The sequence below is a fragment of the uncultured Stenotrophomonas sp. genome (genome assembly GCF_945952405.1).
Classification (GTDB): Bacteria; Pseudomonadota; Gammaproteobacteria; order Xanthomonadales; family Xanthomonadaceae; genus Stenotrophomonas.
Genome location: NZ_CAMFIA010000015.1, coordinates 64,798 through 91,087 on the forward strand (window position 1 = coordinate 64,798; position 26,290 = coordinate 91,087).

Here is a 26,290-nt window from a genome sequence, read left to right on the forward strand (position 1 = left end):
TGAAAGAGTTGTTGCAATGCGTTGTGTGGCGCGCGACGGTTCCGCTACACTCGCCCATGATTCAATGCGGCTCTGGCCCCCACCGGATCCGCTGGCAGCCTTAAAGCTACCTAATCAATATCGGAGTGCCGGATGGCCAACGATGGGGTACACGATCCAGTCAACACCGGACGTCGGCGTTTTCTTTCTGCCACCACAGCCGTGGTGGGCGCCGTCGGCGTCGGATTCACCGCAGTTCCCTTCATAAAATCCTGGAACCCCAGTGCCCGCGCCAAGCTTGCCGGCGCACCGGTGGTGGCCGACATCAGCGCCCTGCAGGAAGGCCAACGCCTGATCGTGGAATGGCGTGGCCAGCCGATCTGGATCGTCAAGCGGTCCAAGGCAATCCTCGATGCACTGCACGGGCTGGATGGCCGCCTCAAGGACCCCGAGTCCGGCGAGAAGGACCAGCAGCCGGAGTACGTGCTGAAGCAGAATCCCGAGCTGCGCTCGATCAAGCCGGAGATCTCCGTGCTGGTCGGGCTGTGCACGCACCTGGGCTGCTCGCCGGAAATGGTTGCCGAGATCCGGCCCGAACCCTATGACCCGCAGTGGAAGGGCGGTTACTTCTGCCCCTGCCACAAGTCGCGCTTCGACATGTCCGGCCGCGTCTTCAAGGACGTGCCGGCGCCCATCAACCTGAAGGTGCCCGCGCACCACTACCAGGATGACAACACCATCATCATCGGTGTCGATCCGCAGGGGGCTGCCTGATGGCCAATATCCTCAGCCGTACCGCCAGCGGCGTCGCCGACTGGGTCAACGCCCGCGCGCCGGGGCTGATGCCGGTCTATCGCAAGCACGTCAGCGAGTACTACGCGCCGAAGAACTTCAACATCTGGTACTACTTCGGTTCGCTGGCATTGCTGGTGCTGGTCAACCAGATCGTCACCGGCATCTTCCTGACGATGCACTACAAGACCAACGCCGCCGAGGCGTTCGGCTCCATCGAATACATCATGCGTGATGTCGAATGGGGCTGGCTGATCCGCTACATGCACTCCACGGGTGCCTCGCTGTTCTTCATCGTGGTCTACCTGCACATGTTCCGCGGCCTGCTGTACGGCAGCTACCAGAAGCCGCGCGAGCTGGTGTGGATCCTCGGCATGCTGATCTACCTGGTGCTGATGGCCGAAGCCTTCATGGGCTACGTGCTGCCCTGGGGCCAGATGTCGTTCTGGGGCGCCAAGGTGATCATTTCGCTGTTCGGCGCGATACCGGTGATCGGCAACGGCCTGACCGAATGGATCATGGGCGACTACCTGCCCAGTGATGCCACGCTCAACCGCTTCTTCGCGCTGCACGTCATCGCACTGCCACTGGTGCTGCTGCTGCTGGTGGTGCTGCACCTGGGCGCGCTGCACGAAGTGGGTTCGAACAATCCCGATGGCGTGGAGATCAAGAAGGGGCCGAAGGGCAACCGCTGGTCGCCGAACGCACCGGCCGACGGCATTCCGTTCCACCCGTACTACACGCTGAAGGATGGCGTCGGCGCCGGCTTCCTGCTGATCATCGCCGCTTTCATCATCTTCTTCGCCCCCGGTTTCGGCGGCCTGTTCCTGGAGCATGACAACTTCACCGAGGCCAACCGCCTGGTGACCCCGGAACACATCAAGCCGGTCTGGTACTACACGCCGTACTACGCGATGCTGCGCGTGGTGCCGAACAAGCTGGGCGGCGTGCTGGTGATGTTCTCGGCCATCGCGATCCTGTTCCTGGTGCCGTGGCTGGACAAGGCGCGGGTGAAGTCGGTGCGCTACCGCGGCTGGATCTCGAAGGTGATGCTGGGCGTGCTGGCGGTGTGCTTCGTCTGGCTCGGCGTGATCGGCTCCGGCCCCGGTACCGATGTGCACGAGACCTACATCGGCCGGGTGCTGACCTTCCTGTACTTCGCGTTCTTCATCACCATGCCGCTATGGACAAGGCTGGACAAGACCAAGCCGGTACCGGAGAGGGTGACCACGCATGACTGAGCGCTGGATGGTCCGGCTGGCCCTGGCGGCCACCCTGATGCTGGGCAGTTTCCTGGCCTCCGCCGCCGAAGGCGGCACCAAGCTGCTGCAGGCCGGCAACGACCTCGGTGACCGCGCGTCGCTGCAGCGCGGCGCGCAGCTGTACATGAACTACTGCTCCGGCTGCCATGCGCTGAAGTACCTGCGCTATTCGCGGATGGCGCAGGACCTGGGCCTGACCGAGGAAGAGGTGATGAACAACCTCAACTTCACCGGTTCGGCGATCGGCGACCCGATCCCGGTGGCGATGCCCAAGGAGAACGCCGAGAAGTGGTTCGGCAAGATGCCGCCCGACCTCAGCCTGATCGCGCGGGTGCGCGGCAGCGACTGGGTCTACACCTACCTCAAGTCGTTCTACCTGGACAGCAGCCGGCCGCTGGGCTGGAACAATGCGCTGTTCGCCAACGCCTCCATGCCCAACCCGCTGTGGGAAATGCAGGGCCTGCAGCATGCCGTGCACGGCAAGCCGGAAGCGCCGGGGATGGATCCGCCGGTGACCGGGCTGAAGATCGAAACGCCCGGTTCGGTCGACGCCGGCCAGTACGACCAGGCCGTGCGTGACATCACCAACTTCCTCGAGTATGCCGGCGAACCGGCCGCGCTCAAGCGCCAGCAGCTGGGCGTGTGGGTGATCCTGTTCCTGGCCCTGCTGACCTTCCTGCTGTACCTGCTGAAGAAGGAATACTGGAAGGACGTTCACTGATTCTGCCGCCGGCCATCGCACGGGCCTATTGGCTTTTGTGATGGTCGGTTGCACACTCGGGGAGGAGTCGATCGCTGGCACGGTGCCGGCGGCGCCGATGCGGCAGGCGGTCTCCTGTCGCGGGAGAGCCTTTGATGGCGGCGAGCGTACGCATGCGCAATACACTGACGCTGTTTTCCTCGAACGACGATGTGCTGTGCCACCGTGTACGCCTGGTGCTGGCGGCCAAGGGGGTCACCTTCGACTTCGTTCCGGTCGATCCGCAGAACCCGCCTGAAGACCTGATCGACCTCAATCCGTACCATTCGGTGCCGACCCTGGTCGAGCGCGAGCTGGTGCTGTACGCCGCTTCGGTGGTCAGCGAGTATCTGGACGAGCGCTACCCGCATCCGCCGCTGATGCCGGTCGATCCGCTGTCGCGTGCGCGCATCCGCCTGGCCATGCTGCGTATCGAGCACGACTGGGTGCCGCAGGTGCAGGCCATCCAGCTCGGCAACAAGACCCAGGCCGAGGCCGGGCGCAAGCGCCTGAAGGAACTGTTGACCGCCTCGCTGCCGTTGTTCAAGGCCAGCAAGTTCTTCCTCAACCCGGAAATGAGCCTGGCCGACTGCGCGATGGCGCCGATCATCTGGCGGCTGCAGTCGCTGGACGTGCCGCTGCCGAAGGACAGCAAGGCCATCGAGGACTACGGCAACCGCATCTTCCGCCACCCTGGTTTCGTCCGCAGCCTGACCGACCAGGAAAAGAAACTGCGCGATCTGCCGGTCTGATCCGGCCCTGTGCTACCCGTCTGCACGCCGACCGGCGTGCGGGCGATCCGCCCCGGCGGGGCGCCGGGCGCGTACACTTCACGCATGACCGAAGACTTCTTCCACATGACCAGCCACCGCCCGTACCTGTTGCGGGCGCTGGTGGAATGGATCAACGACAACCAGCTGACCCCGCACATCCTGGTCGACGCCGGCGTTCCCGGCGTGCAGGTCCCGCCTTCGGCGGTCAAGGATGGCCGGGTTGTGCTCAACATCGCCGAACGTGCCGTCGTACGGTTGATGATCGACAATGAAATGGTGAGCTTCTCGGCGCGGTTCTCCGGCACCAGCTACCCGGTGCAGGTGCCGATCAGTGCCGTGCTGGCTGTCTACGCCCGCGAGACCGGGCAGGGCATGGCGCTGCCGGATGACATTCCGGGCAGCGAGACCGCCCCGACCAGCGATGAGCTGCTGCACGATGAAGGCACGCCGCCGGACGATACGCCACCGGCCAGCCCGCCGCCGAAGGGCCGCCCGAACCTGCGCGTGGTCAAATGATGTTCCCAACGCCGCCCCGCAAGGGCGGCGTTTTTCTTTGCCCGCGTTGGCCAGACCTTGTTCCGGTGGGTGCCGACCGTTGGCCGGACCTTGTTGTGGTGGGTGCCGACCGTTGGTCGGCACTTGAAACCGCCACAACTTACACGTCCTCAGCATCCTCTACATCCGGACGGATCTGGCTGATCCGCGCCGCGCCGGGGCCGGTGAAGGAAATCAGCTGGTCGCCGCGCAGCACCATGCGGCCGACGTGGCGGTCGATGCCATCGTAGGAGTACTCGAACTTGAAGGTGCGCTCGAAGCCCAGCCGACCATCCTCGCCGCGCGACAGGCGCAGGCCGGTGGCGTGTACGGCCTGGTCCAGCCACTGCACATCGGCCGCGCGGCAGGCGTTGCGGCCCAGCTCGACCGCGCGCTCGGCGGCCGAACGCGCCGCGTTCCAGAAGAAATAGATGATTCCGCCGGCAATCAGCAACAGCAGCAGGGTGGGCATGGCGTCAGGCATCAGAGGTCGATCCGGCAAAGATGGCGGTGAACACGCGCCGGATCAAGCGCTGCATTCACCGTCCCGGCGGCGGTCCGCTGGAGACCGGCGGCGCAGGCGCGAGCACCGGCGGTGGTACCGGTGACGGCTGCAGCATCGGCGTTGCGGTAGGCGGGGGCATCACCCGTGGCGCGGTGGCGGTCAGCTGCAGCAGCGCCGCCCAGTCCTGGCGGTTGAAGCTGCACTCGTCCTCGCGGCCGGGGGTGCAGCTGGGATCGATGCCGGTGCTGTTGCGCTCGCGGGCGGCCGGCAGCTGGATCATTCCGGTGCGGTCCAGCGGCAGCAGTCGCATGGCCACGGTGTTCATCACGTTGCCGCCGACCAGGTACAGGGTCTGGTCACCGCCGAGATTGGCCGCCACCACCACCTCGCAATGGGATTTCCAGTGGCCGACCGAGCCGTTGCCCAGCGCCTGCACCAGCCCGCTGTAGCTGAGCGTGGTGCTGCGGTCGCGCAGGAAGCACAGCAGGTCGCCAGGGGCCGGTTTGGCGCTGGCGGGATCGACCAGCCGGTATGGCACGCCGGAGGGGCCCGCCTGGTACGCGGCGCGGATGTAGTCGATGTGGCGTGGCGAGGTGTTGAAGCCGGGAACACCGGCACGCACCATCACCCAGGAAATGAACGCGGCCGACCACGGGTTGTCGACCAGGAAGGCGCGGCAGTCGCTGTCGGTATAGCGCGTGCCCAGTGGTGCCAGGCAGCTGCTGGCGCCGGCGATGCTGCCCATCGCATTGAGCGTTCCGCTGTCGCGCCAGTAGCCGGCCACGCGCTGCCATGCGATCAGCCCGTTGTCGGCCAGATGATCGCTTTCGGCTTCGGTGACACTGAGGCTGGCGGCGCGGCCATCGCGATCGATGAAGGGACGGAACCACAGGCGGTGTTCGTTGCAGGCGGTGTTGCGGATGGCCACCGCCAACGGGCTCAGGCCGAAGCGGGGCGGTACATCGCAGGCTTCGGCAGCCGCTGCGGACAGCGGTGTGGCCGCCAGCAGCAGGCAGGCAGGCAAGAGCATCCGGCGCATGCGCGGCTCCTGTGGGGGATGGCCGCAGCGTCGCAGTGCCGTCGTGAACGCTGGGTGTGAGGCTGGGGTCAGATCCCTTTTCCTCCGGAGAAGGGATCTGACCCCAGCCCGAGGTCCCGCGCGCCTCAGCGCGGCGGCGGGCCCAGCTTCAGCGACAGGTCGATGGCCTGCACGTGCTTGGTCAGGCCGCCGATCGAGACATAGTCCACGCCGTCTTCGGCGATCGAGCGCAGGCCGCCAAGGCCGACGCTGCCGGAGACTTCCAGCGGAATGCGGCCGGCGGTGATGCGCACCGCCTCCCGGCGCAGGTCAGGACTGAAGTCATCCAGCAGGATGCGTTCGCAGCCTGCTTCGAGGGCCTGGCGCAACTGGTCCAGGTCTTCGACCTCCACCACCAGCGGCAGCGCGGGCCACTGCCGGCGCGCGGCGGCCACGGCCGCGGCCAGCGAACCGGCGGCGCGGATGTGGTTCTCTTTCAGCATCACCGTGTCATACAGCCCGAAGCGATGGTTCTCGCCGCCGCCGCAGCGCACCGCGTACTTCTGTGCCAGGCGCAGGCCGGGCAGGGTCTTGCGGGTATCGAGGATGCGCGTGCCGGTGCCGGCCACGGTCGCCACGTAGCGGGCGGTGGTGGTGGCCGTACCCGACAGCGTCTGCAGGAAGTTGAGCGAGGTGCGCTCGGCGCTGACCAGGCTGCGGCTGCGCCCATGCAGCAGGGCCAGCACGGTACCCGCGGTGACCACGTCGCCCTCGGATACGTGCCATTCGATGCGCACATCGGGATCGAGTGCGCGGTGGGTAGCGTCGAACCACGGCCGGCCGGCGATCACCCCATCCTGCTTGCACAGCAGGTAGGCGCTGTCGGCCTGGTCGGGCAGCAGGGCCGCGGTGACGTCGCCGCTGCCGAGGTCCTCGGCCAGCGCACGCGCGACATCGGCGGCGACCAGGGCCGCATCCGGCGTCGGCAGCGCGCTCATGCGGCCGGGAAGTCGGCGATCTGCGCGGTCGGGATGGCTTCCTCGGCCAGCAGCACCGGGATGCCATCGTCGACGCGGAACACCTGCCTGCGGTCACGGGTGACCAGCGCTTCGCGCAGCGGCTGCGCCAGCGGGTTGCCATCGGCCTTGTTCACCGTGCCGGCGGAAATGGCCTTGTTGAGGGCTTCCAGGCCCTTGCCATCCAGCAGGGACAGGGGCTGGCGGGTGTCCGGCGACACCAGCAGGTCGAGCAGCTTGCGATCCATGGTTCTTCGTCTTGCGTGGAAGATGGCTAGAATACGTCTTTAAGGCAGGTGACGGCCAATGACCCCCAACCCGATCGCGCCGCTTGTCGGCATCGTCATGGGTTCCCGTTCCGACTGGGAAACCATGCAGCACGCCGCCCAGAAGCTTGAAGCCCTGGGTGTTCCGTTCGAAGTGAAGGTGGTGTCCGCGCATCGGACGCCGGATGTGTTGTTCAGTTACGCCGAGCAGGCGGGCCTGCGTGGCCTGCGCGCGATCATCGCCGGTGCCGGCGGGGCCGCTCATCTGCCGGGCATGATCGCCGCCAAGACCGCGGTGCCGGTGCTCGGCGTGCCGGTGCAGTCCAAGGCGCTCAACGGCATGGACTCGCTGCTGTCGATCGTGCAGATGCCGGCCGGCATCCCGGTTGCCACCTTCGCCATCGGCAACGCCGGTGCCTCCAACGCGGCGCTGTTTGCCGCCGCGATGCTGGCCAGCGACCAGCCGGCGATCGGCCAGGCGCTGCAGGCCTTCCGTGCGCGCCAGACCGAAGACGTGATGGCCCACGACGACCCGCGCCAATGAGCCTGACCGTCGGCATCCTGGGCGGCGGCCAGCTCGCCCGCATGATGGTCCTGGCCGGTGCGCCGCTGGGGCTGCGTTTCGAACTGTACGACCCGGCGGCCGACGCCTGCAGCGGCCCGCTGGCGCCGCTCACCGTAGGCGCCTTCGATGACCGCCAGGCGCTGGCGGAGTTTGCCGCGAAGGTCGATGTGGTCACCTTCGATTTCGAGAACGTGCCCGCCGACAGCGCGCAGTTCCTGGCCGACCGCGTGCCGGTCTACCCGCCGCCGGCCGCACTGGCCGTGGCCCAGGATCGGCTGAGTGAGAAGACCCTGTTCCAGCAGCTGGGCATCCCGCTGCCGGCCTTCGCCGACATCCGCAGCCGCGACGAGCTGGCTGCGAAGGCCGCCGAGTTCGGCCTGCCGTGCATCCTCAAGACCCGCCGCCTCGGTTACGACGGCAAGGGCCAGTTCCGCCTGCGCAGCGAAGCCGACATCGATGCCGCGTGGGAGGCCCTGGGCGCGCAGGTTGAGCGCACCGGCCTGATCCTGGAAGGCTTCGTCGCCTTCCAGCGCGAAGTCAGCGTGGTCGCCGTGCGCGGCCGCGATGGCAGCTTCGAGGCCTGGCCGGTCACCGGCAACTGGCATGTGGATGGCGTGCTGTCTGCCAGCGTGGCGCCGGCCGTGCTGTCGGCTGCCGAGCAGGCGGCTGCGGTCGGCTATGCCCGCCGCGTTGCCGAGCACCTGCAGTATGTGGGTGTGTTCGCCCTGGAGCTGTTCTGCCGCGATGGCGAACTGCTGGCCAACGAGATGGCGCCGCGGGTACACAACTCCGGCCACTGGACCATCGAAGGCAGCGAGACCTCGCAGTTCCAGAACCACCTGCGTGCCGTGCTGGGCCTGCCGCTGGGCAGTACCCGCATGCTCGGCCATGCCTGCATGCTGAACTGGCTGGGGGCGATGCCGGACCCGGCGCCGGTGCTGGCCCAGGCCAGCGGCCACTGGCATGACTACGGCAAGCAGTCGCGTGATGGGCGCAAGGTCGGCCATGCCACCCTGCGTGATGATGATGCCGCGGCACTGGCCGATGCGCTGGAGCAGGTCGGCCTGGAGCTGGATCGCCAGGCCCAGGTGGCGCCGGCGGTGCACGTGCTGCGCAACCGCTGAGTCCGGTAGTGCCGGCCGCGGGCCGGCAATGCAACGCTGTGGCGCGCCGGTGCAGGCATCGGCGCAACATTCCCGGTGGTAGCGTGGAGCTCCTCTCACAGGAGTCACCCCCATGCTCGACTGGAATGCCTACCGCAAGGAGCTGAAGGGCCGCATCGGCGAGATCGGCAAGCTGTCGCCGGACACGGTCAAGGGCTATGCGACGCTGGCCAACGCCGGTGCCCAGACCAACCACCTCGACGCCAGGACCCGCGAGCTGATCGCGCTGGCGGTGGCGGTCACCACCCGTTGTGATGGCTGCATCACCGTGCACGTGGACGCCGCACTGAAGCAGGGTGCCAGCCGCGAGGAGATCGCCGAGGCGCTGGGCGTAGCGGTCTCGCTCAATGCCGGCGCAGCGCTGGTGTACTCGGCGCGGGTGATGGATGCGGTGGCCGCGCACGAGAGCGCGTGACGCTTCAACCGTGTTCCGGTAGTGCCGGCCGCTGGCCGGCAACCCCAGGGGCCTGGCGCCTCAGCGCAGCTGGCTCTCGGCGAATTCCCAGTTGACCATCTGCCAGAACGCGTCGAGGTAACGCCCGCGATCGTTCTGGTAATCGGTGTAGTAGGCGTGCTCCCAGACATCGCAGCACAGCAGTGGCGTGCTCTCGCCGGTCAGCGGGGTGCCGGCATTGCGGGTGGCCTGCAGGCCCAGCTGCCCGCCGGGATGCTGCACCAGCCACACCCAGCCGGAGCCGAACAGGCCCAGTGCGGTGCGGTTGAACTCCTCGCGCAGGCGTTGCACGTCACCGAACTGGCGCTTGACCAGCTCGCCCAGCCGTCCCTGCGGTTCACCGCCGCCGCGCGGGCGCAGGCATTGCCAGTAGAAGCCGTGGTTCCATGCCTGGGCGGCGGCATCGAACAGCTTGCCCTGGGCATGGCGGACGATCTCTTCCAGGGACGCTTCTTCCCACTCGGTGCCGAGGATGCCGGCGTTGACCGCGTCCACATAGGCGCGATGATGGCGGCCGTGGTGCAGCTCCAGGGTCTGTGCGGACAGGTGCGGCTGCAGGGAGCCGGAGAGGTAGGGCAGGGCAGGCAATTCGACAGGCATGGACGGGTTCGTGGCCAGAGGGGCGGCGGCAGCCGGTTCCATCCGCTTACAATGGCGGCTACCGTGGGCAGTCTAGCCGACCACTGCGGTCGGTTTGTCCGGCGAAGCAAGGAGTGAGGTTGTGGCGGTAATGCAGCAAATCCAGGCCGAGGTCGATCGTTACCCGCTCGTGCTGTTCATGAAGGGCACCCCGCAATACCCGATGTGCGGCTTTTCCAGCCGCGCCGTGCAGGCGCTGATGGCAGCGGGCGCTGTGGCCCTGCGCACGGTCAACGTGCTGGAGGAGCCCGAGATCCGTGCCAACCTGCCGCGCTTCTCCAACCTGCCCAGCTTCCCGCAGTTGTTCATCAACGGCGAGTTGATCGGCGGCTGCGACATCATCCTGGAGCTGTTCGAAGCCGGCGAGCTCAAGCGCATCGTTGAAGAGGCGACCCAGGGATGAGTGCCTGGCCATCGACGTCAGCGACCGACGCGGCGCTCGATGGTCGCCCATTGCAGGATCGCGTGGTGCTGGTGGCCGGTGCGGGCGGCGGGCTCGGCAGTGCGGCGGCGGTCGCTGCGGCGGCGGCCGGTGCCACCGTGGTCCTGTTGGGCCGCAAGCCGCGCCGCCTCGACCGTGTCTACGCCCAGGTCCAGGCGGCCGGTCCGGAGCCGCTGCTGTACCCGCTGGACCTGGAGGGCGCCGGTCCCGACGACTATGCCGAGCTGGCCCAGGCCCTGCAGCGTGAGCTGGGACGGCTGGACGGCCTGCTGGTCTGTGCCGCCCACTTCCCGGGATTGACCCCGTTCGAACTGGCCGATCCGGCCAGCTTCGCCCGCGCGCTGCATGTCACGCTGACCGCCCCGGCCTGGCTGGCCCAGGCCTGCCTGCCGCTGTTGCGGCAGCAGGAGGATGCGGCGCTGGTGTTCGCCGTCGATGATCCCGCGCGGGTCGGGCAGGCCTATTGGGGAGGCTACGGCGTGGCCCAGCATGGCCTGCGCGGCCTGATCAGCAGCCTGCACGACGAACTCGGACGCAGCCCGGTCCGGGTCAGTGGGCTGTATCCGGGGCCGTTGCGTACCGCATTGCGTGCCCGGGCCTATTCGGTCGACCAGGATCCGGCCGCGCAGGGCCCGGAGGCGGCCGCAGCGGCGGCCGTGACCCTGTTGTCGCGTGCCGGCCTTGCCTGGCGCGGGCAGATCCTGGATGCCGGCGAGGCACACCCCGGCGCGTGAGCCCCGGAGAAAGGCGGAGTGAAGAACCCGTCACGATTGCGTTGCGATCCGGTGCCGTTTGTCGCACAACCGTCACATTGATGGCGTAGCGTGTTAATCTAGTGTTAACCGTTATGGCTGCCTTCAGCCAAGCGGTAGGGAACCCCAGATAACTCTCCGACCAGCCACCCGCAGGGCTGATTGGATGCGCTTTTTTTCCGCCATCGCCAACTCGCATCGAGGCTACCGAAAAATGACCCACCCACTCCGGATGTCCAAGCTTACCCTTGGTCTCGTGGCTGCACTCGCCGCCGCTCCCGCCTTCGCCCAGAGCACCTCTGCCGGTGTCGGCGGCCAGGTGATGTCCGCCGCAGGCCAGCCTGTGGCCGGCGCTGAAGTCACCATCACCCACACCGAGTCGGGCACGGTTTCGCGCGCCACGACCGATGCGTCGGGTCGATACAATGCGCGCGGCCTGCGCGTGGGTGGTCCGTACACCATCACCATCACCAAGTCCGGTGAAGGCACCAAGACCGAAGAGGGTGTCTTCCTGAACCTGAACCAGGTCAACACCGTCAACGCCAACCTCAGCGGCGATCTGGCGGCGACCAACCTGGACGCGGTGAACGTGGTTGCGACCGCTGGCGGCCTGGATCTGTTCAGCGCCAACAAGATGGGCACCGGCAGCAACGTGACCCGCGAAACGATGGACGCGCTGCCGTCGGCCAACCGCAACATCCAGGACTACATCCGCCTGGACCCGCGCATCTCTCAGGTCAGCAAGGCTGACGGCGCGATCTCGGCCGGTGGTCAGAACACCCGTTACAACGCCATCCGCATCGACGGCATCAGCGCCTCCGATCCGTTCGGCCTGGGCTCCAACAACCTGCCGACCGAGCGTCAGCCGGTGTCGATGGACGCCATCCAGGAAATCAACATCGACCTGGCCAACTACGACACCACCATCTCCGGTGGTACCGGTGCGGTGATCAACGCCGTGACCAAGTCGGGTACCAACGAATTCCACGGTACCGTGTATGGCTCGTACCGCGACAAGGACATGGTCCGTTCGCGCCTGGAAGGCGACAAGTCGGACTTCAACGGCTTCAAGGACGAAAAGACCTACGGCATGACGTTCGGCGGTCCGATCCTCAAGGACAAGCTGTTCTTCTTCACCAACTATGAAAAGTACGAGCGCAGCGGCGGCGGCGTCAGCCTGAGCGACAGCCCGTACAACAAGGATCCGTCCAAGGGCGGCATCAGCGACGCCGATATCTCGGCCGTGCAGAAGCGCATGAGCGACCTGGGTTACCCGGTCGGCGGCGTCGGTGGCCTGAACAACAAGACCACCATCGAAGAGTACGCGGTCAAGCTCGACTGGAACATCAACGAGAACCACCGTGCGGCCCTGCGCTACAACAAGATGAAGCAGGACGTGGTCCGCTTCCCGCAGGTCAGCAGCAGCGCGCTGTCGCTGAGCGACTTCTGGTACACCCAGCCGACCCAGTACGAAACCTGGATGGGTGAGCTGTTCAGCGACTGGTCCGAGAACTTCTCGACCGAGTTCAAGGTCTCGCACAAGGACTACTCGTCCAACCGCGTCGCCGCCTCGCACCTGCCGCAGATGCGCGTGCGCTTCGGCAACAACTCGCTGTACCTGGGTACCGAGCAGAACACCCACACCAACCTGGTTGAGTCGAAGGAACTGAGCGCCTTCGGTGCCGGTACCTGGTACGTCGGTGACCACACCGTCAAGTTCGGTTTCGATTACACCGACAACAACCTGATGAACTTCTACGGCCGTAACCTGTACGGCGCGTATGACTTCCGCGACCTGGCGTCGTTCCTGAAGGGCACCGCCAACGGCTACCAGCTGCGCGTGCCGCGTCCGGGCGGCAGCCTGGATGACATCCCGGCCAAGTTCCACCTGAAGAACACCGGCCTGTTCATCCAGGACACCTGGGCGATCAACTACAACCTGAGCCTGATGTTCGGCGTCCGACTGGACATCCCGGACTTCACCAGCCAGAACAAGTACAACACCGATATCCAGGCACGCTACGGCTACGACAACACCAAGCTGGTGGACAAGAGCCTGCTGCAGCCGCGTGTCGGCTTCAACTACACCTTCGACAGCGATCGCCCGACCCAGCTGCGCGGTGGCGTGGGCCTGTTCGGTGGTGCAGCGCCGAACGTGTGGCTGGCAGGCGCCTACCAGAACACCGGCCTGAACTACGTTGAGTACAACGTCAGCGGCAACCCGGGTGGCTTCAGCGCCGACGCCGACCATCCGTTCATCCCGGATCCGTCGAAGATCATCGCTCGCCAGAACGTCGACATCATCGCCCCGGGCACCCGTCTGCCGTCGGTGTGGAAGGCCAACCTGGCCTTCGATCACGAACTGCCGTGGTACGGCATCGTGGCCTCGGCCGAAGTGCTGTTCACCAAGGTCAAGGACGGTCTGTACTTCGAGCGTCTGGACCTGACCGACGGCAAGGGCAAGGGCGCGACCTTCGTGTCGGCGCAGGACGGGCGTGAGCTGTACTGGAACCCGGCTGGCCTGAACTCGGCCAACAGCAAGATCGACAGCCGCACCGGCGACAACCTGGGCATGGAGAACGGCACCAACGGTGCACTGAACCGTGCCAACCGCCCGAACAACATCGGCGACGTGCTGCTGCTCCGCAACACCGACAAGGGCCGTGGCAGCCAGGCCACCTTCTCGCTGGCCAAGCCGCTGACCGAGAACTGGGGCTGGTCGCTGGGTTACACCTACACCCAGTCGAAGGAAGTGAGCCCGCTGACCAGCTCGCAGAACACCTCGAACTGGAACAACACCCAGATCCTGAACGCGAACGAGAACGTGGCGTACAACTCGCGCTATGCCATCAAGGATCGCTTCACCGGCACCCTGGAGTGGAAGCACAACTTCTTCGGTGACAACGCCACCCGCATCGGCCTGTTCTACGAAGGCCGCTCGGGCCGTCCGTACAGCTACGTGTTCTACAACGATGCCAACGGCGACAGCGCCATCGGCAACGACCTGTTCTACGTGCCGAAGGGCCCGGGCGACGTGCTGTTCACCGGCGGCAAGACGATGGAGCAGAAGTTCTTCGACTGGCTGGCGCAGAACCCGGAACTCGATGCCTACCGTGGCAGCGTGGTCCCGGCCAACTCGCACCGCGCCAAGTGGGTCAACAGCTTCGACGTCCGCGTCAGCCAGGAGTTCCCGGGCTTCGTGAAGGGTCACAAGGGTGAAGTGGCCCTGGACATCATGAATGTCGGCAACCTGATCAACAAGAAGTGGGGCCTGATCGACGACTACGGCTTCTACGCCACCCGTCGCGTGGGCAACTTCGCTGGTATCGATCCGGCCACCGGCAAGTACATCTACTCGTTCACCGGTGCGGATGATTCCTCGATCCAGGAAAACAACAACGACAAGGGCAACACCGCCGTGTCGCGCTGGTCGATGCAGCTGACCGTGAAGTACAAGTTCTGATCCGTCAGAGCCTGAAGCAGTAAGTGAAAACGGCCGGGGAAACCCGGCCGTTTTCCGTTCAGTTGAAAGTTCTTGCAGGTGGCATGGCAACGGCGTAGCATCCAGAAATGTGCGCGGTGCCAATGCCGCCGATGCGGTCCCGGAAAAGGTGGTCGCGGGCTGCACACATCCAACGGTCGGGCTTCCCGGCCGTTTTGTTTTTTAAGGGGGCGGCAGTACAGTCGGAAACCTTGAAGGAAGCGAAAAATTGGATATGACCACGAACGAAAAAGCAGCCCGTGCGCTGCCGGTGCAGGATGCGCGGATCTACCCGCGCGGTGGGCTGGATGTGCTGTCGCGGGCCGAAGTGGCGCGCCTGCGCGATGCCTCCGCCGGCGGCATGCACGAACTGCTGCGCCGTTGCGCGCTGGCCGTGCTGACCAGCGGCAGTGCCTCTGACGATCCGCGCGCAGCGCGCGATCTGTACCCCGATTTCGACATCCAGGTGGCGCAGCAGGATCGCGGCGTGCGCATCGACCTGGTCAATGCGCCGGCGATGGCCTTCGTCGACGGCGAGATCATCCGCGGCGTGGCCGAGCTGCTGTTTGCGGTGGTGCGTGACCTGGCCTACATGGCCATCGAGATGGGCCCGGCCTACGCGGCCGAGCTGGAGTCGTCCGAGGGCATCACCAATGCGGTGTTCGGCCTGCTGCGCAACGCGCGCATCCTCAACCCGGGTGATCCGAACCTGGTGGTGTGCTGGGGCGGCCACTCGATCTCGCGCGACGAATACCTGTACACCAAGCAGGTGGGCTACGAGCTGGGCCTGCGCGGCCTCGACATCTGCACCGGCTGCGGCCCGGGCGCGATGAAGGGTCCGATGAAGGGCGCCACCATCGCCCATGCCAAGCAGCGCCGTAGCGTGACGCGCTACATCGGCCTGACCGAGCCGGGCATCATCGCCGCCGAATCGCCGAACCCGATCGTCAACCACCTGGTGATCATGCCGGACATTGAGAAGCGCCTCGAGGCCTTCGTCCGCATCGGCCACGGCATCATCGTGTTTGCCGGTGGCGTCGGCACCGCCGAGGAGATCCTGTACCTGCTCGGCATCCTGCTGCGCGAGGAGAACAAGGACCTGCCGTTCCCGCTGATCCTGACCGGCCCGACCGTGGCCGCGCCGTACTTCGAGCAGATCGACCGCTTCATCCGCCTGACCCTGGGTGATGCGGCAGCCGAGCGCTACGAAATCGTCATCGGCGACCCGGTGGCGGTGGCCAGGAAGATGGCCAACGGCATCAAGCGCGTGCGCGAGCATCGCCTGGCGCAGAAGGATTCGTTCTTCTTCAACTGGTCGATTGAGATTCCGTGGGAATACCAGCAGCCGTTCGTGCCGACCCACGAGGCGATGGCCGCGCTGGACCTGCACCACGGGCGGGCGCCGCACGCGCTGGCCGCTGACCTGCGCCGGGCATTCTCGGGCATCGTTGCCGGCAACGTGAAGGAAGACGGCATGCGCCGCATCGAGCAGTTCGGGCCGTTCCAGATCCACGGCGACCCGGACATGATGCAGGCCCTGGATGCACTGCTGCGCGCCTTCGTCGAGCAGCGCCGGATGAAGATCTCCGGCGAGTACCAGCCCTGCTACCAGGTGCTGGCCTGAGCCTGTGCCGGCGCGATGGGGATCGCGCCGGCGCCGGGTGGGGAGGGCGGGTCGTCAAGGCTTTGACGCCCGTCGCCCCGGATTGACCGTTCATCCTGCCGCCGCTTGCCGGTGGCGGGGCGATGGCCCATCGTGGCCATCAATACGCTGGGGAGCGTCCAATGTCTTTGCGCCGGGAACGAGGCTTCACCCTGATCGAGCTGATGGTCACGCTGACCGTCTTCGTGATTCTGGCGTCGATCGCCTATCCCAGCTTCCGCGGCATGACGCGCGCGAACCGGCTGGCGACCGCCAACAATGAACTGATCGCGCTGACCAACCTGGCGCGCAGCGAGGGCATCCGCAACAACCGGGGCGGTGGCATCTGCGGCAGCGCCGACGGCACCGCCTGCGATGGCTCGTGGAGCAAGGGCGTGCTGGCCTGGTCGGACCTCGACGGCGACGGCCAGCTCGGCGGCAGCGACACCGTGCTGCGCTTCTCGCAGGGCAATCCGCAGCTGAGCGTGGCAGGGCCGACCGACGCCGCCATCACCTTCGATGGCCGTGGCCGGCGCAAGGCGGTCGCGGAGCAGTCATTGGTGCTGTCGCCGAGTTCGTGCAAGACCGGCGAGGGCAAGAGCACGTTGACCATCAACCAGTCCGGCCAGGTCCGGGTGACCAAGGGGACATGCGCATGAGCCGCCGCAACCTTGCCCGTCCGCGCCTCGCGCAGGGCGGCTTCAGCCTGATCGAAGTCATGGTCGCGGTGCTGATCCTGGCCTTCGGCCTGCTGGGCTTCGCGCTGCTGCAGACCACCAACGTGCGCTTCGTGCAGAGCGCGAACTACCGCACCCAGGCCACCAACCTGGCCAATGACCTGATCGAGCTGATGCGCGCACAGCGCACCGATACCCTGGCCGGCGGGGTCTACTCGAGTGCTTCATTCGCGGCGGGTTCGGTGACCGCGCGCGGCGCCTGTGCGTGGCCGACCGGGGCGGCGGTGACGCCCAAGAGCAATGTTGCGCGCTGGCAATGTGAAGTCGTCAAGACGCTGGGTGACAAGGCCAGCGCCGAGGTGACCTTCACCCAGAGCACCGGCCAGGTCAGTGTGGCGATCAGCTGGGGGGACCAGCGTTGGGATCCCAAGAATCCCGACAGCCTGACCACCTTCGGCCTGACCACCTTCCTGTGAATGCGCCCATGAGTCCCTTCTCGCGAGCCCGCGGCCTGTCGCTGATCGAACTGATGATCGCCATGGTCATCGGCCTGGTGCTGCTGCTGGGCATCACCCAGATCTTCATTGCCTCCCGCGCCGCCTCGCGGCTGTCCGAAGGTGCCGCGCGAACGCAGGAAAATGCCCGCTTCGCCCTCGATTTCCTGCAGCGCGACCTGCGCATGGCCGGCCACTTCGGCTGCGTGAACGACCAGGCGCACGTGGTCAAGAACACCGGTGATGTGCGCTACAACCTGGGCGTGGCCTCCGGCAGTGGTGATCCGCTGGACTTCACGGTGCCGATCCAGGGCTACGAGGCGGCCGGCACGGCGCCGACCGATACGCTGACGCTGGGCAAGGCCTGGAGCGCGGCCGGCTCGGTTCCGAAGAGCATCGCCAACCTGAAGCCGAAGCCGCTGCCCGGCAGCGACATCCTGGTGCTGCGCCTGCTCAGCCCGGAAGGCGCGGTCGTCACCGGTGCGAGCGTGGACGGCACGGCGACCACGCTGACCGTCTCCAGTGATGGCATGGCGCGGCTCAAGGCCAACGCCGCCGGCACCCCGACCGTGTTCGCGCTGGCTGATTGCACGCGTGCCGATGTATTCACCGGCGCCATCAGCGGTTCCACCGTGAAGGTCGACAAGGTCGACCTGAGTGGCTACTCGGTCAACAACGCGATGACCATGCTGTATCGCGCCGATGGCCTGGTGTACTACATCGCGGCCAACAGCAACAACGAACCGGCGCTGTACCGGGCGCGCGCCAACGGTGCGGGCGCCTACGTGGACGGCGAGGAGCTGGTTGAAGGCATCGAGAACATGCAGCTGCTGTATGGCCTGGATGCGACCACCGACATCGCCCTGGCCACGCCGCCGACCGGGCGCATCGTCGATCAGCGCGTGGCCAGCAATGTCAGTACCGCCACCGATGCGACGGCCACCGCGGCGTGGCGCCGGGTCGGCATGGTGCAGGTCGGCCTGCTGGCCAGGAGCCCGCAGCGGGCATCGGCCGAAGCGGCGGGCAGCGCCGACACCTATATGGGCGTGCTCGGGGTCACCATCGCGCCTGGCAAACCCTATGACCAGCGCCACCGCGGCGCCTATGAAGTCTCCGTTGCGTTGCGCAACCGCCTGTTCGGAAACTGACGACCATGCGTCCTTCCCTTCGATCCTCCCGCCGCACCTTCTCCGCTCCAGCCGGCCAGCGCGGCGCGGTGCTGTACATCGCGCTGATCCTGTTGATCCTGCTGGCCCTGCTCGGGGTGATCGGCATGCAGGTCGCCGGCATGCAGGAGCGCATGGCATCCGGCTACCGCGCCGGAAGCCTGGCCTTCCAGAACGCCGAGGGCGCCGCCCGCAGTGCCGAGAACGCGGTCGAGAAGATCGCCAACCGGCAGTCGGCCGGTGACAACCCGGTGGTGGGGTCGGCCGACATCGACCAGCGCTGTGACGATGGCTTCGATCCGTCCGACTGGGTGGCCAAGACCAAGCTGGGCAGCAAGCCGGCCGTGAAGGTCCGGCAGATCCAGGGCTGCATCCAGGGGGAGGGGGCGCTGGACATGGGCAAACCGCTGGAGACGGCCACGCCGGTCTACCAGATCACGACGTATGCCAGCGACACGGCCGCCGACGCGACCTCGCGCTCGGCGATCGACACCGTATTCAAGCTGTGAGGGTGGGGAGCCCATGAACACGCGAAATCGTAGAATCCTGGCGGGCGTTGGCTTCGCCGTGCTCGCCGCCGGTGGTTACCTGGTGCATACCCTGATGGCCGCGCAGGCACAGGGCGTGCTGGCGCAGGAGCCGATGAACGTGCAGGTGCCGACGCCGCCGGCGTTCATCATGGCGGTGGACGATTCCAACTCGATGATGTTCGAGCGCATGTTCCCGGGCGGCGATGGCCGCATGATCTGGAACAATTCGACCGGCAGTTTCTTCCGCTCCGCAGGCCAGTTCAGCAACATCGGCGCGAACTGTTATGACTCGAGAGGAAATCCCATTGCCGACTGCTACCTGTATCTCTATCCGCATAGCGATTTCAACAGCAACTACAGCGCAGGCCAGGCCATTCCGCCGCTGGACATCTTCGGGTTCGCCCGCTCGCACGTCTACAACGCGAGCTATTTCAATCCAGCGGTGACCTACCTTCCGTGGATCAAGGCCGACGGGACGCGCTGGGACAACGCCAGTCCGATTGCTGCACTTGCGGATCCCCGCTCCAACTTCCCCGGTTACAAGAATTCGTATGACGTGACCAACGTTCGCTCGCGCTCGAATGAGGGTTTCCAGTTCGTCAGCGGCATGCGGATCCCGGATCTGAAGGGTACCGACAACCGTTACTACCGTAGTGGCGGCTGGCAGACCGCAGCGCGCAGCATTACCTCGGCGGTGACCTATGGCGTGGAGTATTACCCGGCGACGTTCTACCTGCCGGAGAGCGCCCCGGCGCCCTACGGCTACAAGAGCGATGACAAGAACCGCCCGGTGATCGAAGGTGCCTGCGGTCCCGGCTGCAATCTTCGCCGTTACCAGATCAAGAGTGACAACTACAGCGTCGACGGCGCCTATGGCCTGGCGATCCAGAACTTCGCCAACTGGTTCCAGTATCACCGCAACCGCACGCTGGCCATCATCGGCGCCTCGGTGGAAGCCCTGTACGGGGTCGACAACATGCGCGTGGGCTACTTCACGATCAACACCCGCAAGAACGTGACGATGCATGATCTGGTAACCAATCGTGCCGATCTGTATGCGCAGATCTATGGCTTGAACCCGTATAGCGGTACGCCCAACCGTCGCGCGGTGGAGTTCATGGCGGAACAGTTCCGCCGCACCGATGAGGGCGCGCCGGTGATCCGGGCCTGCCAGCGCAACGGCGGCATGCTGTTTACCGATGGCTACACCAACTCGGGAGATACGCCGGTCGGGTCCTACAACAACGCCGACGCGGTGGGTTCGACGCAGCTCCCGACCGTCCCGTTTGCGGACGGCTACAGCAACACGATGGCCGACATCACCGCCGCCTACTATGCCGGCGACAAGACGCCGTTGCGCTCGGGCACAAGCTTCGCTGCGGGCCAGGTGCCGGTCGATGAGCGTTGCAAGACCCTGGACAAGAGCACGCCGGACTGGAAGCGGCTGGACTGCCAGACCGATCTGCACATGAACTTCTACGGCGTTACCCTCGGCGCGCAGGGGCGCATCTATGGGGTCAATGCCGCGGCTACCGCCGATCCGTTCAAGAATCCGCCCAACTGGGACAGCAATCCGAACCCGGTGACGGTGGACGATGGCACGGTGGTGGACGAAATCTGGCATGCCGCGCTCAACAGCCGCGGTGAGTTCATCAATGCGCAGACGCCCAATGACGTAACGGTGGCCATGCGCCGGGTGCTGGAGGCGATCACGGCCAGCAAGTCGCCGTCGGGAACGCTGGGCATGACCGGCGCCCGCATCGGTGCGGGGTCACTGTCGGTGTCGCCCAGCTTCGACATCCGCAACGGCGCAACCGACTGGTCGAGCAAGCTCAAGGCCTCGACCGTGACCATCAACAGCGACCAGGTGGCGGTTTTCAGCGAAGCCTGGGAAGCGTCGGCCAAACTGTCCTCGAGCGGTCGCCGCATCGTGGCCAACAAGGCTGGTTCGGTGGTTGATTTCGGCGCATCCACCATCAGCCTGACCGACCTGTGCAGCAAGCCGGATGGCAAGTACGCAACGATGCTGGTGTGTGCTGCGGACAAGCTGAAGGCGATCGATGCCGACCTGGAGTCCGCCATCCGTTACCTGAAGGCGGATGCATCGACCGAGAAGCGCAACGGCGGCAAGTACCGTGACCGCACCACGCCGCTGGGCGACATCGTCACCTCGGCCCCGGTGGTGAGTTCGCCGCTGGACGACTACGGCTACCGCCAGCTTGGCGGCGACTATGCGGTCGGCTATGCCAAGTACCTTGAAACCAAGGCCAAGGGGCGCCGCTACATGGTCTACGTGGGGGCCAACGACGGCATGCTGCACGCCTTCGACGGCGGCATGGGTGCATCGGGCGAGATGGACAGCTCGGGGGGTAGCGAGAGCTTTGCCTATATCCCGGCCACTGCGCTGGGTCACATGGCCAACCTGTTGTTCCCGTACAAGCCGGACAGCAAGGACCAGACCTTCCGGCACCGCTACTATGTCGACGGGCCGATCGCGGTCTCGGACATGTTGAATGGAAGCACCTGGCAGACCGGCCTGGTCGGCACGGCCGGTGCAGGTGGCCGTTCGGTGTTCGCTCTGGACGTGAGTACGCCAGGCAGCTTCGGCACCGGCCAGGTGCTGTGGGAAATCAATGACATCAACCCGTCGCTGTCGCAGGCGGTGCGCGACAACATCGGCTTCGTGCTGGGCAAGCCGGTGATCGTGCCGGTGAAGGAAGGCAACGGCATCGCCTGGAAGGCGATCTTCGGCAATGGCTACGGCAGCGTCAATCGCAGGGCCGTCCTGTACGTGGTGGACATGGCCAGCGGAAGCGTGCGCATGATCCAGGCGGCCGAAGGCAGTTCGGCCAGCGACATCAGCGGCGACAACGGCCTGGGCAACGTGGTGGTGGTGGACCGCTGGCAGGGTGCCAAGCAGGACGTGCGCGGCCGTGACGGGCTGGCGGACACCGTGTACGCGGCCGACCAGCGCGGTGCCATCTGGAAGTTCGACCTGACCGACAGCACCAATGCCGCGCTGTCGGTGCCGGTGTTCACCAGCAAGGTCGCCCAGGACACCGATCGCCGCAACTACCGGCAGCCGATCACCGGTGGCATGACCGCGGCGACCGGGCCCTCCGGCGGCGTGATGCTGTACTTCGGCACCGGCAGCTTCTCGTTCTATTCGGACAAGGACGACAAGACCCAGCAGGGGCTGTACGCGGTCAACGATGTTTCCGGCAAGCGCGCGGCCACGACGTTGACCGCAGCCAACCTCGCCGTATACACCGCGGATACGCCGGGCGTCGGCGCGGAGGCGCGCAGCATCACGGCGGGCGCGGTGCCGGCCAATGCAAGCGGCTGGGTGGTCAACCTGCCCACCACCAATGGCGAGCGTTTCGTTGGCAATCCGATGCTGGTCAGCGGCATCATGTTCATGCCGACCTACGTCCCCAACCTGGAAACGGTCGGCTGTTCGACCAGTGGTTCGAACTGGCTGTTCGGCCTGTCATCGCTGAGCGGTGCCGCGGCGCTGGAGAACGTCCGCACCGGCTCGCCCAAGGGTAGCAAGCCGGTGGCGGGCACCGCAGGCATCCTGCTCAAGAGCGAAGGCACCGCGCCGGTCCGTGATGTCTCGCTGTCGGTGATGCCGCGGCTTGCGAGTGGCAAGGAAGGTCCGCCCGGCGGCAGTTCGTGCTGGATGGTGGTCGGTGCCGCCGGCAGTCAGTCGCTGTACCTGCCGTATCCGTGCGGTCGCCAATCCTGGCGTCAGCTCCAATGATTCCGCTGCAAGGAACTCCGCCCATGTCGACTCATTTCCGTTCCCGTCGCGCGGCGGGCTTCACCCTGATCGAGCTGATGGTGGTGGTGATCGTGGTCGGCATCCTCGCCGCGGTCGCCATTCCGTCCTACCAGCAGTACGTGCGCCGTTCGCACCGTGCTGTGGTGAAGGCGGACATGGCGGAATATGCGCAGCGCGCCGAGCGCTACCACTCGAGCAACAATTCCTATTCCGGCTACACGCTGCCGGCCAAGGTCTCGCCACGCGAGGGAGGCGTCGCCCGCTACAACCTGGCGTTCAAGGGCGACGGCACCTCGTTCACCATCACCGCGACGCCGCAGGGCAGCCAGACCAAGGACAGTTGCGGCAAGATGAGCCTCGACCAGGCCAACCGCAAAACCGCCGAAGGCACGCTTACCGATTGCTGGTAATCAGGTGTTGATCTTCACGTAACTGCCCAGTACAATGCGCCTCCCCGCCCGAATAGCTCAGCCGGTTAGAGCACTTGACTGTTAATCAGGGGGTCGTTGGTTCGAGTCCAACTTCGGGCGCCAGATACTGCAGAAGCCGCGAGAAATCGCGGCTTCTGCTTTTCTGCGTGTTGCGGAATCCGCTCAGCAGGGCAGGTTGCGGTCAACGCGTTCGGTGCGCGTGCGTCCACCGTTGTTGACCACCAGCCGGCCATGCAACCGGTTGCCCGCGCAGATGCGCAGGGTCAGGTTGGCGCCGGGACTGCGGCCGTCGGCCTGGAAGAACAGCTGTGGCCGCCCGCTGCTGGCCTGGGCCCGGACCCGGATGTCAGGGCGCCCGTGCTGGTGGTTCAGGATGGCGTCGGGCGAAGGCGGTGGTTGCCGCCGCTCGCCGCTGCGATAGACGATCCAGCCCCTGCTCCAGTCCTCCGTGCAGTGCAGCCCATCCTCGCTGGCGCACAACCCGATCAGTTCGCGCCGGGTCAGTGCCTGGTGGCGTGCGGCGGACAGGCTGGCGTGCAGCATCAACTGCAGGGCGTCGGCGCGGTACCGCAGCAGCATCGACTGCAGGGCCGGCCAGCCGGCGGCCAGCAGCACCGACAGCACCGCGACGACCGCCAGCAGCTCGAGCAGGTGGATGCCGCGCGGCGCGGCGGGGCAGGGCGGAAGGGATCGGCGCATGCATCCAGCCTCGCTGCCGTGGCCGGGCATCGCCATCAGGTGCTGCCGCGTCCGCCTGCCCGGAAACCCCTCAGCCGGCCGTCACCCCTTGCCCCGTATACTCATCACTCCCGGGAACTGGCAACACCATGAGCGACCGTTTTGAACTCGTCTCGCCGTATTCGCCGGCGGGCGACCAGCCTGATGCCATCGCCAAGCTGACCAGCAACTTCGAAGCGGGCATCGCCAAGCAGACCCTGCTGGGCGTCACCGGTTCAGGCAAGACCTACACCATCGCCAACGTCATCCAGAACGTACAGAAGCCGACGCTGATCATGGCGCCGAACAAGACGCTGGCGGCGCAGCTGTATGGCGAGTTCAAGGCGTTCTTCCCGCACAACGCGGTCGAATACTTCGTCAGCTACTACGATTACTACCAGCCGGAAGCTTATGTGCCTTCGTCGGACACCTTCATCGAGAAGGACAGTTCGATCAACGAGCACATCGAGCAGATGCGGCTGGCCGCGACCAAGACCCTGCTGTCGCGCCCGGACGCGATCGTGGTGGCAACGGTGTCGGCGATCTATGGCCTGGGTGCGCCGGAAGACTACCTGTCGCTGCGCCTGATCCTGTCCAAGGGCGAACGCATCGACCAGCGCGACCTGATCAACCACCTGACCCAGCTGCAGTACACGCGCAACGAATACGAGCTGCAGCGCGGTACGTTCCGCGTGCGTGGCGAAGTGATCGACGTATTCCCGGCCGAGTCGGACAGCGAAGCGCTGCGCGTGGAACTGTTCGACGGCGAGGTCGAGAAGATCACCCTGTTCGACCCGCTCACCGGCGAGACGCTGCGCAACATGCAGCGCTTCACCGTCTATCCCAAGACCCACTACGCGACCACGCGCGAGCGCGTGCTGGCGGCGGTGGAGACCATCAAGGTGGAGCTGAAGGAACGCCTGGAGCAGTTGTACGCGCAGAACAAGCTGGTCGAGGCGCAGCGGCTGGCCCAGCGCACCCAGTTCGACATCGAGATGATGGCCGAAGTCGGCTTCTGCAACGGCATCGAGAACTACTCGCGGCACCTGACCGGCAAGAACGCCGGCGAGCCGCCGCCGACCCTGTTCGATTACCTGCCGGCCGATGCGCTGCTGGTGATCGACGAATCGCACGTGACCATTCCGCAGATCGGCGCGATGTTCAAGGGTGACCGCTCGCGCAAGGAGACCCTGGTCGAGTTCGGTTTCCGCCTGCCGTCGGCGCTGGACAACCGCCCGCTGCGCTTCGAGGAGTGGGAAGCGCGCTGCCCGCGCAGCATCTACGTTTCGGCGACGCCCGGGCCGTACGAGCTGCGCGAAGCCGGTGACGAGATCACCGAGCTGGTGGTGCGGCCGACCGGCCTGATCGATCCGGTGGTGGAGATCCGCCCGGTGGGGACCCAGGTCGACGACCTGATGAGCGAGGCCAATGCGCGGATCAAGGCCGGTGACCGCGTGCTGGTCACCACCCTGACCAAGCGCATGGCCGAGAACCTCACCGAGTACCTGACCGAACATGGCATCCGCGTGCGCTACCTGCATTCGGACGTGGACACGGTCGAGCGCGTCGAGATCATCCGCGACCTGCGCCTGGGCAAGTTCGATGTGCTGGTGGGCATCAACCTGCTGCGCGAGGGCCTGGACATGCCCGAGGTCTCGCTGGTGGCAATCCTGGATGCCGACAAGGAGGGCTTCCTGCGCTCCACCGGTTCGCTGATCCAGACCATCGGCCGCGCCGCCCGCAACGTGCGCGGCACGGCGATCCTGTATGCCGACAAGGTGACCCGCTCGATGCAGGCGGCGATCGACGAGACCGACCGCCGTCGCGCCAAGCAGGTCGAGTACAACGAGGAACACGGCATCGTGCCGCGCTCGGTCGCGCGCCCGATCACCGACGTGCTGGAAGGCGCCCGCTCCGACGCCGCCGAGAAGGAGGCGAAGAAGGGCAAGGGCAGGAGCCGGGCGGGCGTGGCCGAGGACGTCGCGGACTATCGTTCCCTCGCCCCGGCCCAGCTGGCGGCCCGCCTCAAGGCGCTGGAACAGCAGATGTACCAGCACGCCAAGGACCTGGAATTCGAGGATGCCGCGCGCGTGCGCGACCAGATCCGCCAGCTGAAGGAGGCCAGCCTCGGCTGAACGCGGCGGCGCAGCCGCATCTTCACAAAAGTGTTGCGCTTCACAGCCGTCATCCGTAATATACGCGGCCTGCACCGACGCAATCGCGGAAATGCAGAAGCAAAACGGGCGGTTAGCTCAGCGGTAGAGCACTACCTTGACATGGTAGGGGTCACAGGTTCGAACCCTGTACCGCCCACCACGACGTCTTCGCAAGAAGGCGGTCGTGAACTGCAAAGCCCGGCCCTGGCGCCGGGTTTTTACGTAGCAAGGCCGGCTTTCGGGCGGCAAGAACAAGATGGGCGGTTAGCTCAGCGGTAGAGCACTACCTTGACATGGTAGGGGTCACAGGTTC

25 protein-coding genes and 2 tRNA genes are annotated in these 26,290 nt (G+C 66.0%); 21 read left to right on the forward strand and 6 right to left on the reverse strand.

All coding sequences use genetic code 11. The features are described from left to right. Positions 1-132: 132 nt before the first annotated feature. From petA to Q0P60_RS15100, 5 genes are all read left to right on the forward strand, one after another. On the forward strand, positions 133-753 hold the full coding sequence (petA, locus tag Q0P60_RS15080) for a ubiquinol-cytochrome c reductase iron-sulfur subunit (RefSeq protein ID WP_049423262.1): 621 nt from the start codon (positions 133-135) through the stop codon (positions 751-753). Further along, positions 753-2,012, forward strand: coding sequence for a cytochrome bc complex cytochrome b subunit (locus Q0P60_RS15085; RefSeq protein WP_006429450.1), 1,260 nt, complete (start codon positions 753-755; stop codon positions 2,010-2,012). The genes petA and Q0P60_RS15085 overlap by 1 nt, the downstream gene beginning before the upstream one ends. Next, complete coding sequence (locus tag Q0P60_RS15090; protein WP_294995138.1) at positions 2,005-2,754, forward strand: cytochrome c1; 750 nt, start codon at positions 2,005-2,007, stop codon at positions 2,752-2,754. The genes Q0P60_RS15085 and Q0P60_RS15090 overlap by 8 nt, the downstream gene beginning before the upstream one ends. Before the next feature lie 134 nt (positions 2,755-2,888). Beyond that, positions 2,889-3,524 carry a glutathione S-transferase N-terminal domain-containing protein gene (locus tag Q0P60_RS15095; protein WP_294995140.1) on the forward strand — a complete coding sequence of 212 codons (636 nt, stop codon included), beginning with the start codon at positions 2,889-2,891 and terminating at the stop codon, positions 3,522-3,524. Between the two features lie 84 nt (positions 3,525-3,608). Beyond that, on the forward strand, positions 3,609-4,061 hold the full coding sequence (locus tag Q0P60_RS15100; RefSeq protein WP_049399914.1) for a ClpXP protease specificity-enhancing factor: 453 nt from the start codon (positions 3,609-3,611) through the stop codon (positions 4,059-4,061). Between the two features lie 139 nt (positions 4,062-4,200). On the opposite strand, the gene Q0P60_RS15105 is transcribed toward Q0P60_RS15100, so the two are convergent. The 4 genes from Q0P60_RS15105 to Q0P60_RS15120 all read right to left on the reverse strand — a co-directional run bounded on the left by Q0P60_RS15105 (position 4,201) and on the right by Q0P60_RS15120 (position 6,866). Beyond that, on the reverse strand, positions 4,201-4,551 hold the full coding sequence (locus Q0P60_RS15105) for a DUF3301 domain-containing protein (protein ID WP_005415950.1): 351 nt from the start codon (positions 4,549-4,551) through the stop codon (positions 4,201-4,203). Positions 4,552-4,618: 67 nt separating this feature from the next. Further along, positions 4,619-5,623, reverse strand: coding sequence for a DUF2272 domain-containing protein (locus Q0P60_RS15110; protein ID WP_294995145.1), 1,005 nt, complete (start codon positions 5,621-5,623; stop codon positions 4,619-4,621). Between the two features lie 125 nt (positions 5,624-5,748). Further along, positions 5,749-6,600, reverse strand: coding sequence for a carboxylating nicotinate-nucleotide diphosphorylase (gene nadC, locus Q0P60_RS15115; RefSeq protein ID WP_294995148.1), 852 nt, complete (start codon positions 6,598-6,600; stop codon positions 5,749-5,751). Continuing rightward, on the reverse strand, positions 6,597-6,866 hold the full coding sequence (locus tag Q0P60_RS15120) for a Trm112 family protein (RefSeq protein ID WP_294995151.1): 270 nt from the start codon (positions 6,864-6,866) through the stop codon (positions 6,597-6,599). The genes nadC and Q0P60_RS15120 overlap by 4 nt, the downstream gene beginning before the upstream one ends. Before the next feature lie 58 nt (positions 6,867-6,924). Between Q0P60_RS15120 and purE the strand changes: the two genes are divergently transcribed. The 3 genes from purE to Q0P60_RS15135 all read left to right on the forward strand — a co-directional run bounded on the left by purE (position 6,925) and on the right by Q0P60_RS15135 (position 9,027). Continuing rightward, positions 6,925-7,428 (forward strand): 5-(carboxyamino)imidazole ribonucleotide mutase, encoded by a 504-nt coding sequence (gene purE, locus Q0P60_RS15125; protein WP_294995154.1) that lies wholly within the window; start codon positions 6,925-6,927, stop codon positions 7,426-7,428. Continuing rightward, a complete protein-coding gene (locus Q0P60_RS15130) occupies positions 7,425-8,573 on the forward strand; it encodes a 5-(carboxyamino)imidazole ribonucleotide synthase (protein ID WP_294995157.1) in 1,149 nt (382 codons plus the stop codon). Before purE ends, Q0P60_RS15130 begins: the two co-directional genes overlap by 4 nt. Positions 8,574-8,685: 112 nt before the next feature. Continuing rightward, complete coding sequence (locus tag Q0P60_RS15135) at positions 8,686-9,027, forward strand: carboxymuconolactone decarboxylase family protein (protein ID WP_294995160.1); 342 nt, start codon at positions 8,686-8,688, stop codon at positions 9,025-9,027. Positions 9,028-9,087: 60 nt separating this feature from the next. On the opposite strand, the gene Q0P60_RS15140 is transcribed toward Q0P60_RS15135, so the two are convergent. After that, on the reverse strand, positions 9,088-9,666 hold the full coding sequence (locus Q0P60_RS15140) for a superoxide dismutase (RefSeq protein ID WP_294995163.1): 579 nt from the start codon (positions 9,664-9,666) through the stop codon (positions 9,088-9,090). Between the two features lie 121 nt (positions 9,667-9,787). Between Q0P60_RS15140 and grxD the strand changes: the two genes are divergently transcribed. The 11 genes from grxD to Q0P60_RS15195 all read left to right on the forward strand — a co-directional run bounded on the left by grxD (position 9,788) and on the right by Q0P60_RS15195 (position 23,206). Beyond that, complete coding sequence (grxD, locus tag Q0P60_RS15145; protein ID WP_294995221.1) at positions 9,788-10,108, forward strand: Grx4 family monothiol glutaredoxin; 321 nt, start codon at positions 9,788-9,790, stop codon at positions 10,106-10,108. Continuing rightward, positions 10,105-10,881 (forward strand): SDR family NAD(P)-dependent oxidoreductase, encoded by a 777-nt coding sequence (locus Q0P60_RS15150; protein WP_294995167.1) that lies wholly within the window; start codon positions 10,105-10,107, stop codon positions 10,879-10,881. Before grxD ends, Q0P60_RS15150 begins: the two co-directional genes overlap by 4 nt. A gap of 232 nt (positions 10,882-11,113) precedes the next feature. Continuing rightward, positions 11,114-14,362 carry a TonB-dependent receptor gene (locus Q0P60_RS15155; RefSeq protein WP_294995170.1) on the forward strand — a complete coding sequence of 1,083 codons (3,249 nt, stop codon included), beginning with the start codon at positions 11,114-11,116 and terminating at the stop codon, positions 14,360-14,362. Between the two features lie 253 nt (positions 14,363-14,615). Further along, positions 14,616-16,004 (forward strand): nucleotide 5'-monophosphate nucleosidase PpnN, encoded by a 1,389-nt coding sequence (gene ppnN / locus Q0P60_RS15160; protein ID WP_294995173.1) that lies wholly within the window; start codon positions 14,616-14,618, stop codon positions 16,002-16,004. Between the two features lie 161 nt (positions 16,005-16,165). Next, on the forward strand, positions 16,166-16,681 hold the full coding sequence (locus Q0P60_RS15165) for a GspH/FimT family pseudopilin (RefSeq protein WP_294995176.1): 516 nt from the start codon (positions 16,166-16,168) through the stop codon (positions 16,679-16,681). Further along, positions 16,678-17,175 (forward strand): type IV pilus modification protein PilV, encoded by a 498-nt coding sequence (gene pilV, locus Q0P60_RS15170; RefSeq protein WP_294995179.1) that lies wholly within the window; start codon positions 16,678-16,680, stop codon positions 17,173-17,175. The genes Q0P60_RS15165 and pilV overlap by 4 nt, the downstream gene beginning before the upstream one ends. 8 nt (positions 17,176-17,183) lie before the next feature. Next, the gene (locus Q0P60_RS15175) at positions 17,184-18,341 is read left to right on the forward strand and encodes a PilW family protein (RefSeq protein ID WP_294995182.1); all 1,158 of its coding nucleotides are present in this window, start codon (positions 17,184-17,186) and stop codon (positions 18,339-18,341) included. A gap of 5 nt (positions 18,342-18,346) precedes the next feature. Next, the gene (locus Q0P60_RS15180) at positions 18,347-18,868 is read left to right on the forward strand and encodes a PilX N-terminal domain-containing pilus assembly protein (RefSeq protein WP_294995185.1); all 522 of its coding nucleotides are present in this window, start codon (positions 18,347-18,349) and stop codon (positions 18,866-18,868) included. Positions 18,869-18,881: 13 nt separating this feature from the next. After that, entirely contained in the window at positions 18,882-22,652 is a 3,771-nt protein-coding gene (locus tag Q0P60_RS15185) for a PilC/PilY family type IV pilus protein (protein WP_294995188.1), read from the forward strand. A 23-nt stretch (positions 22,653-22,675) separates the two neighbouring features. After that, the gene (locus Q0P60_RS15190) at positions 22,676-23,083 is read left to right on the forward strand and encodes a type IV pilin protein (protein ID WP_294995191.1); all 408 of its coding nucleotides are present in this window, start codon (positions 22,676-22,678) and stop codon (positions 23,081-23,083) included. Positions 23,084-23,129: 46 nt separating this feature from the next. Continuing rightward, positions 23,130-23,206, forward strand: a tRNA-Asn gene (locus Q0P60_RS15195). Positions 23,207-23,266: 60 nt separating this feature from the next. Here Q0P60_RS15195 and Q0P60_RS15200 read toward each other — a convergent pair. Beyond that, on the reverse strand, positions 23,267-23,803 hold the full coding sequence (locus Q0P60_RS15200) for a GspH/FimT family pseudopilin (protein ID WP_294995194.1): 537 nt from the start codon (positions 23,801-23,803) through the stop codon (positions 23,267-23,269). Between the two features lie 128 nt (positions 23,804-23,931). On the opposite strand from Q0P60_RS15200, the gene uvrB reads away from it, so the two are divergent. Together uvrB and Q0P60_RS15210 are read left to right on the forward strand one after the other, a co-directional pair. Beyond that, a complete protein-coding gene (gene uvrB / locus Q0P60_RS15205) occupies positions 23,932-25,956 on the forward strand; it encodes an excinuclease ABC subunit UvrB (RefSeq protein WP_294995197.1) in 2,025 nt (674 codons plus the stop codon). 106 nt (positions 25,957-26,062) lie between these two features. Continuing rightward, positions 26,063-26,137: transfer RNA gene (locus Q0P60_RS15210), tRNA-Val, on the forward strand. Positions 26,138-26,290: the final 153 nt, after the last annotated feature.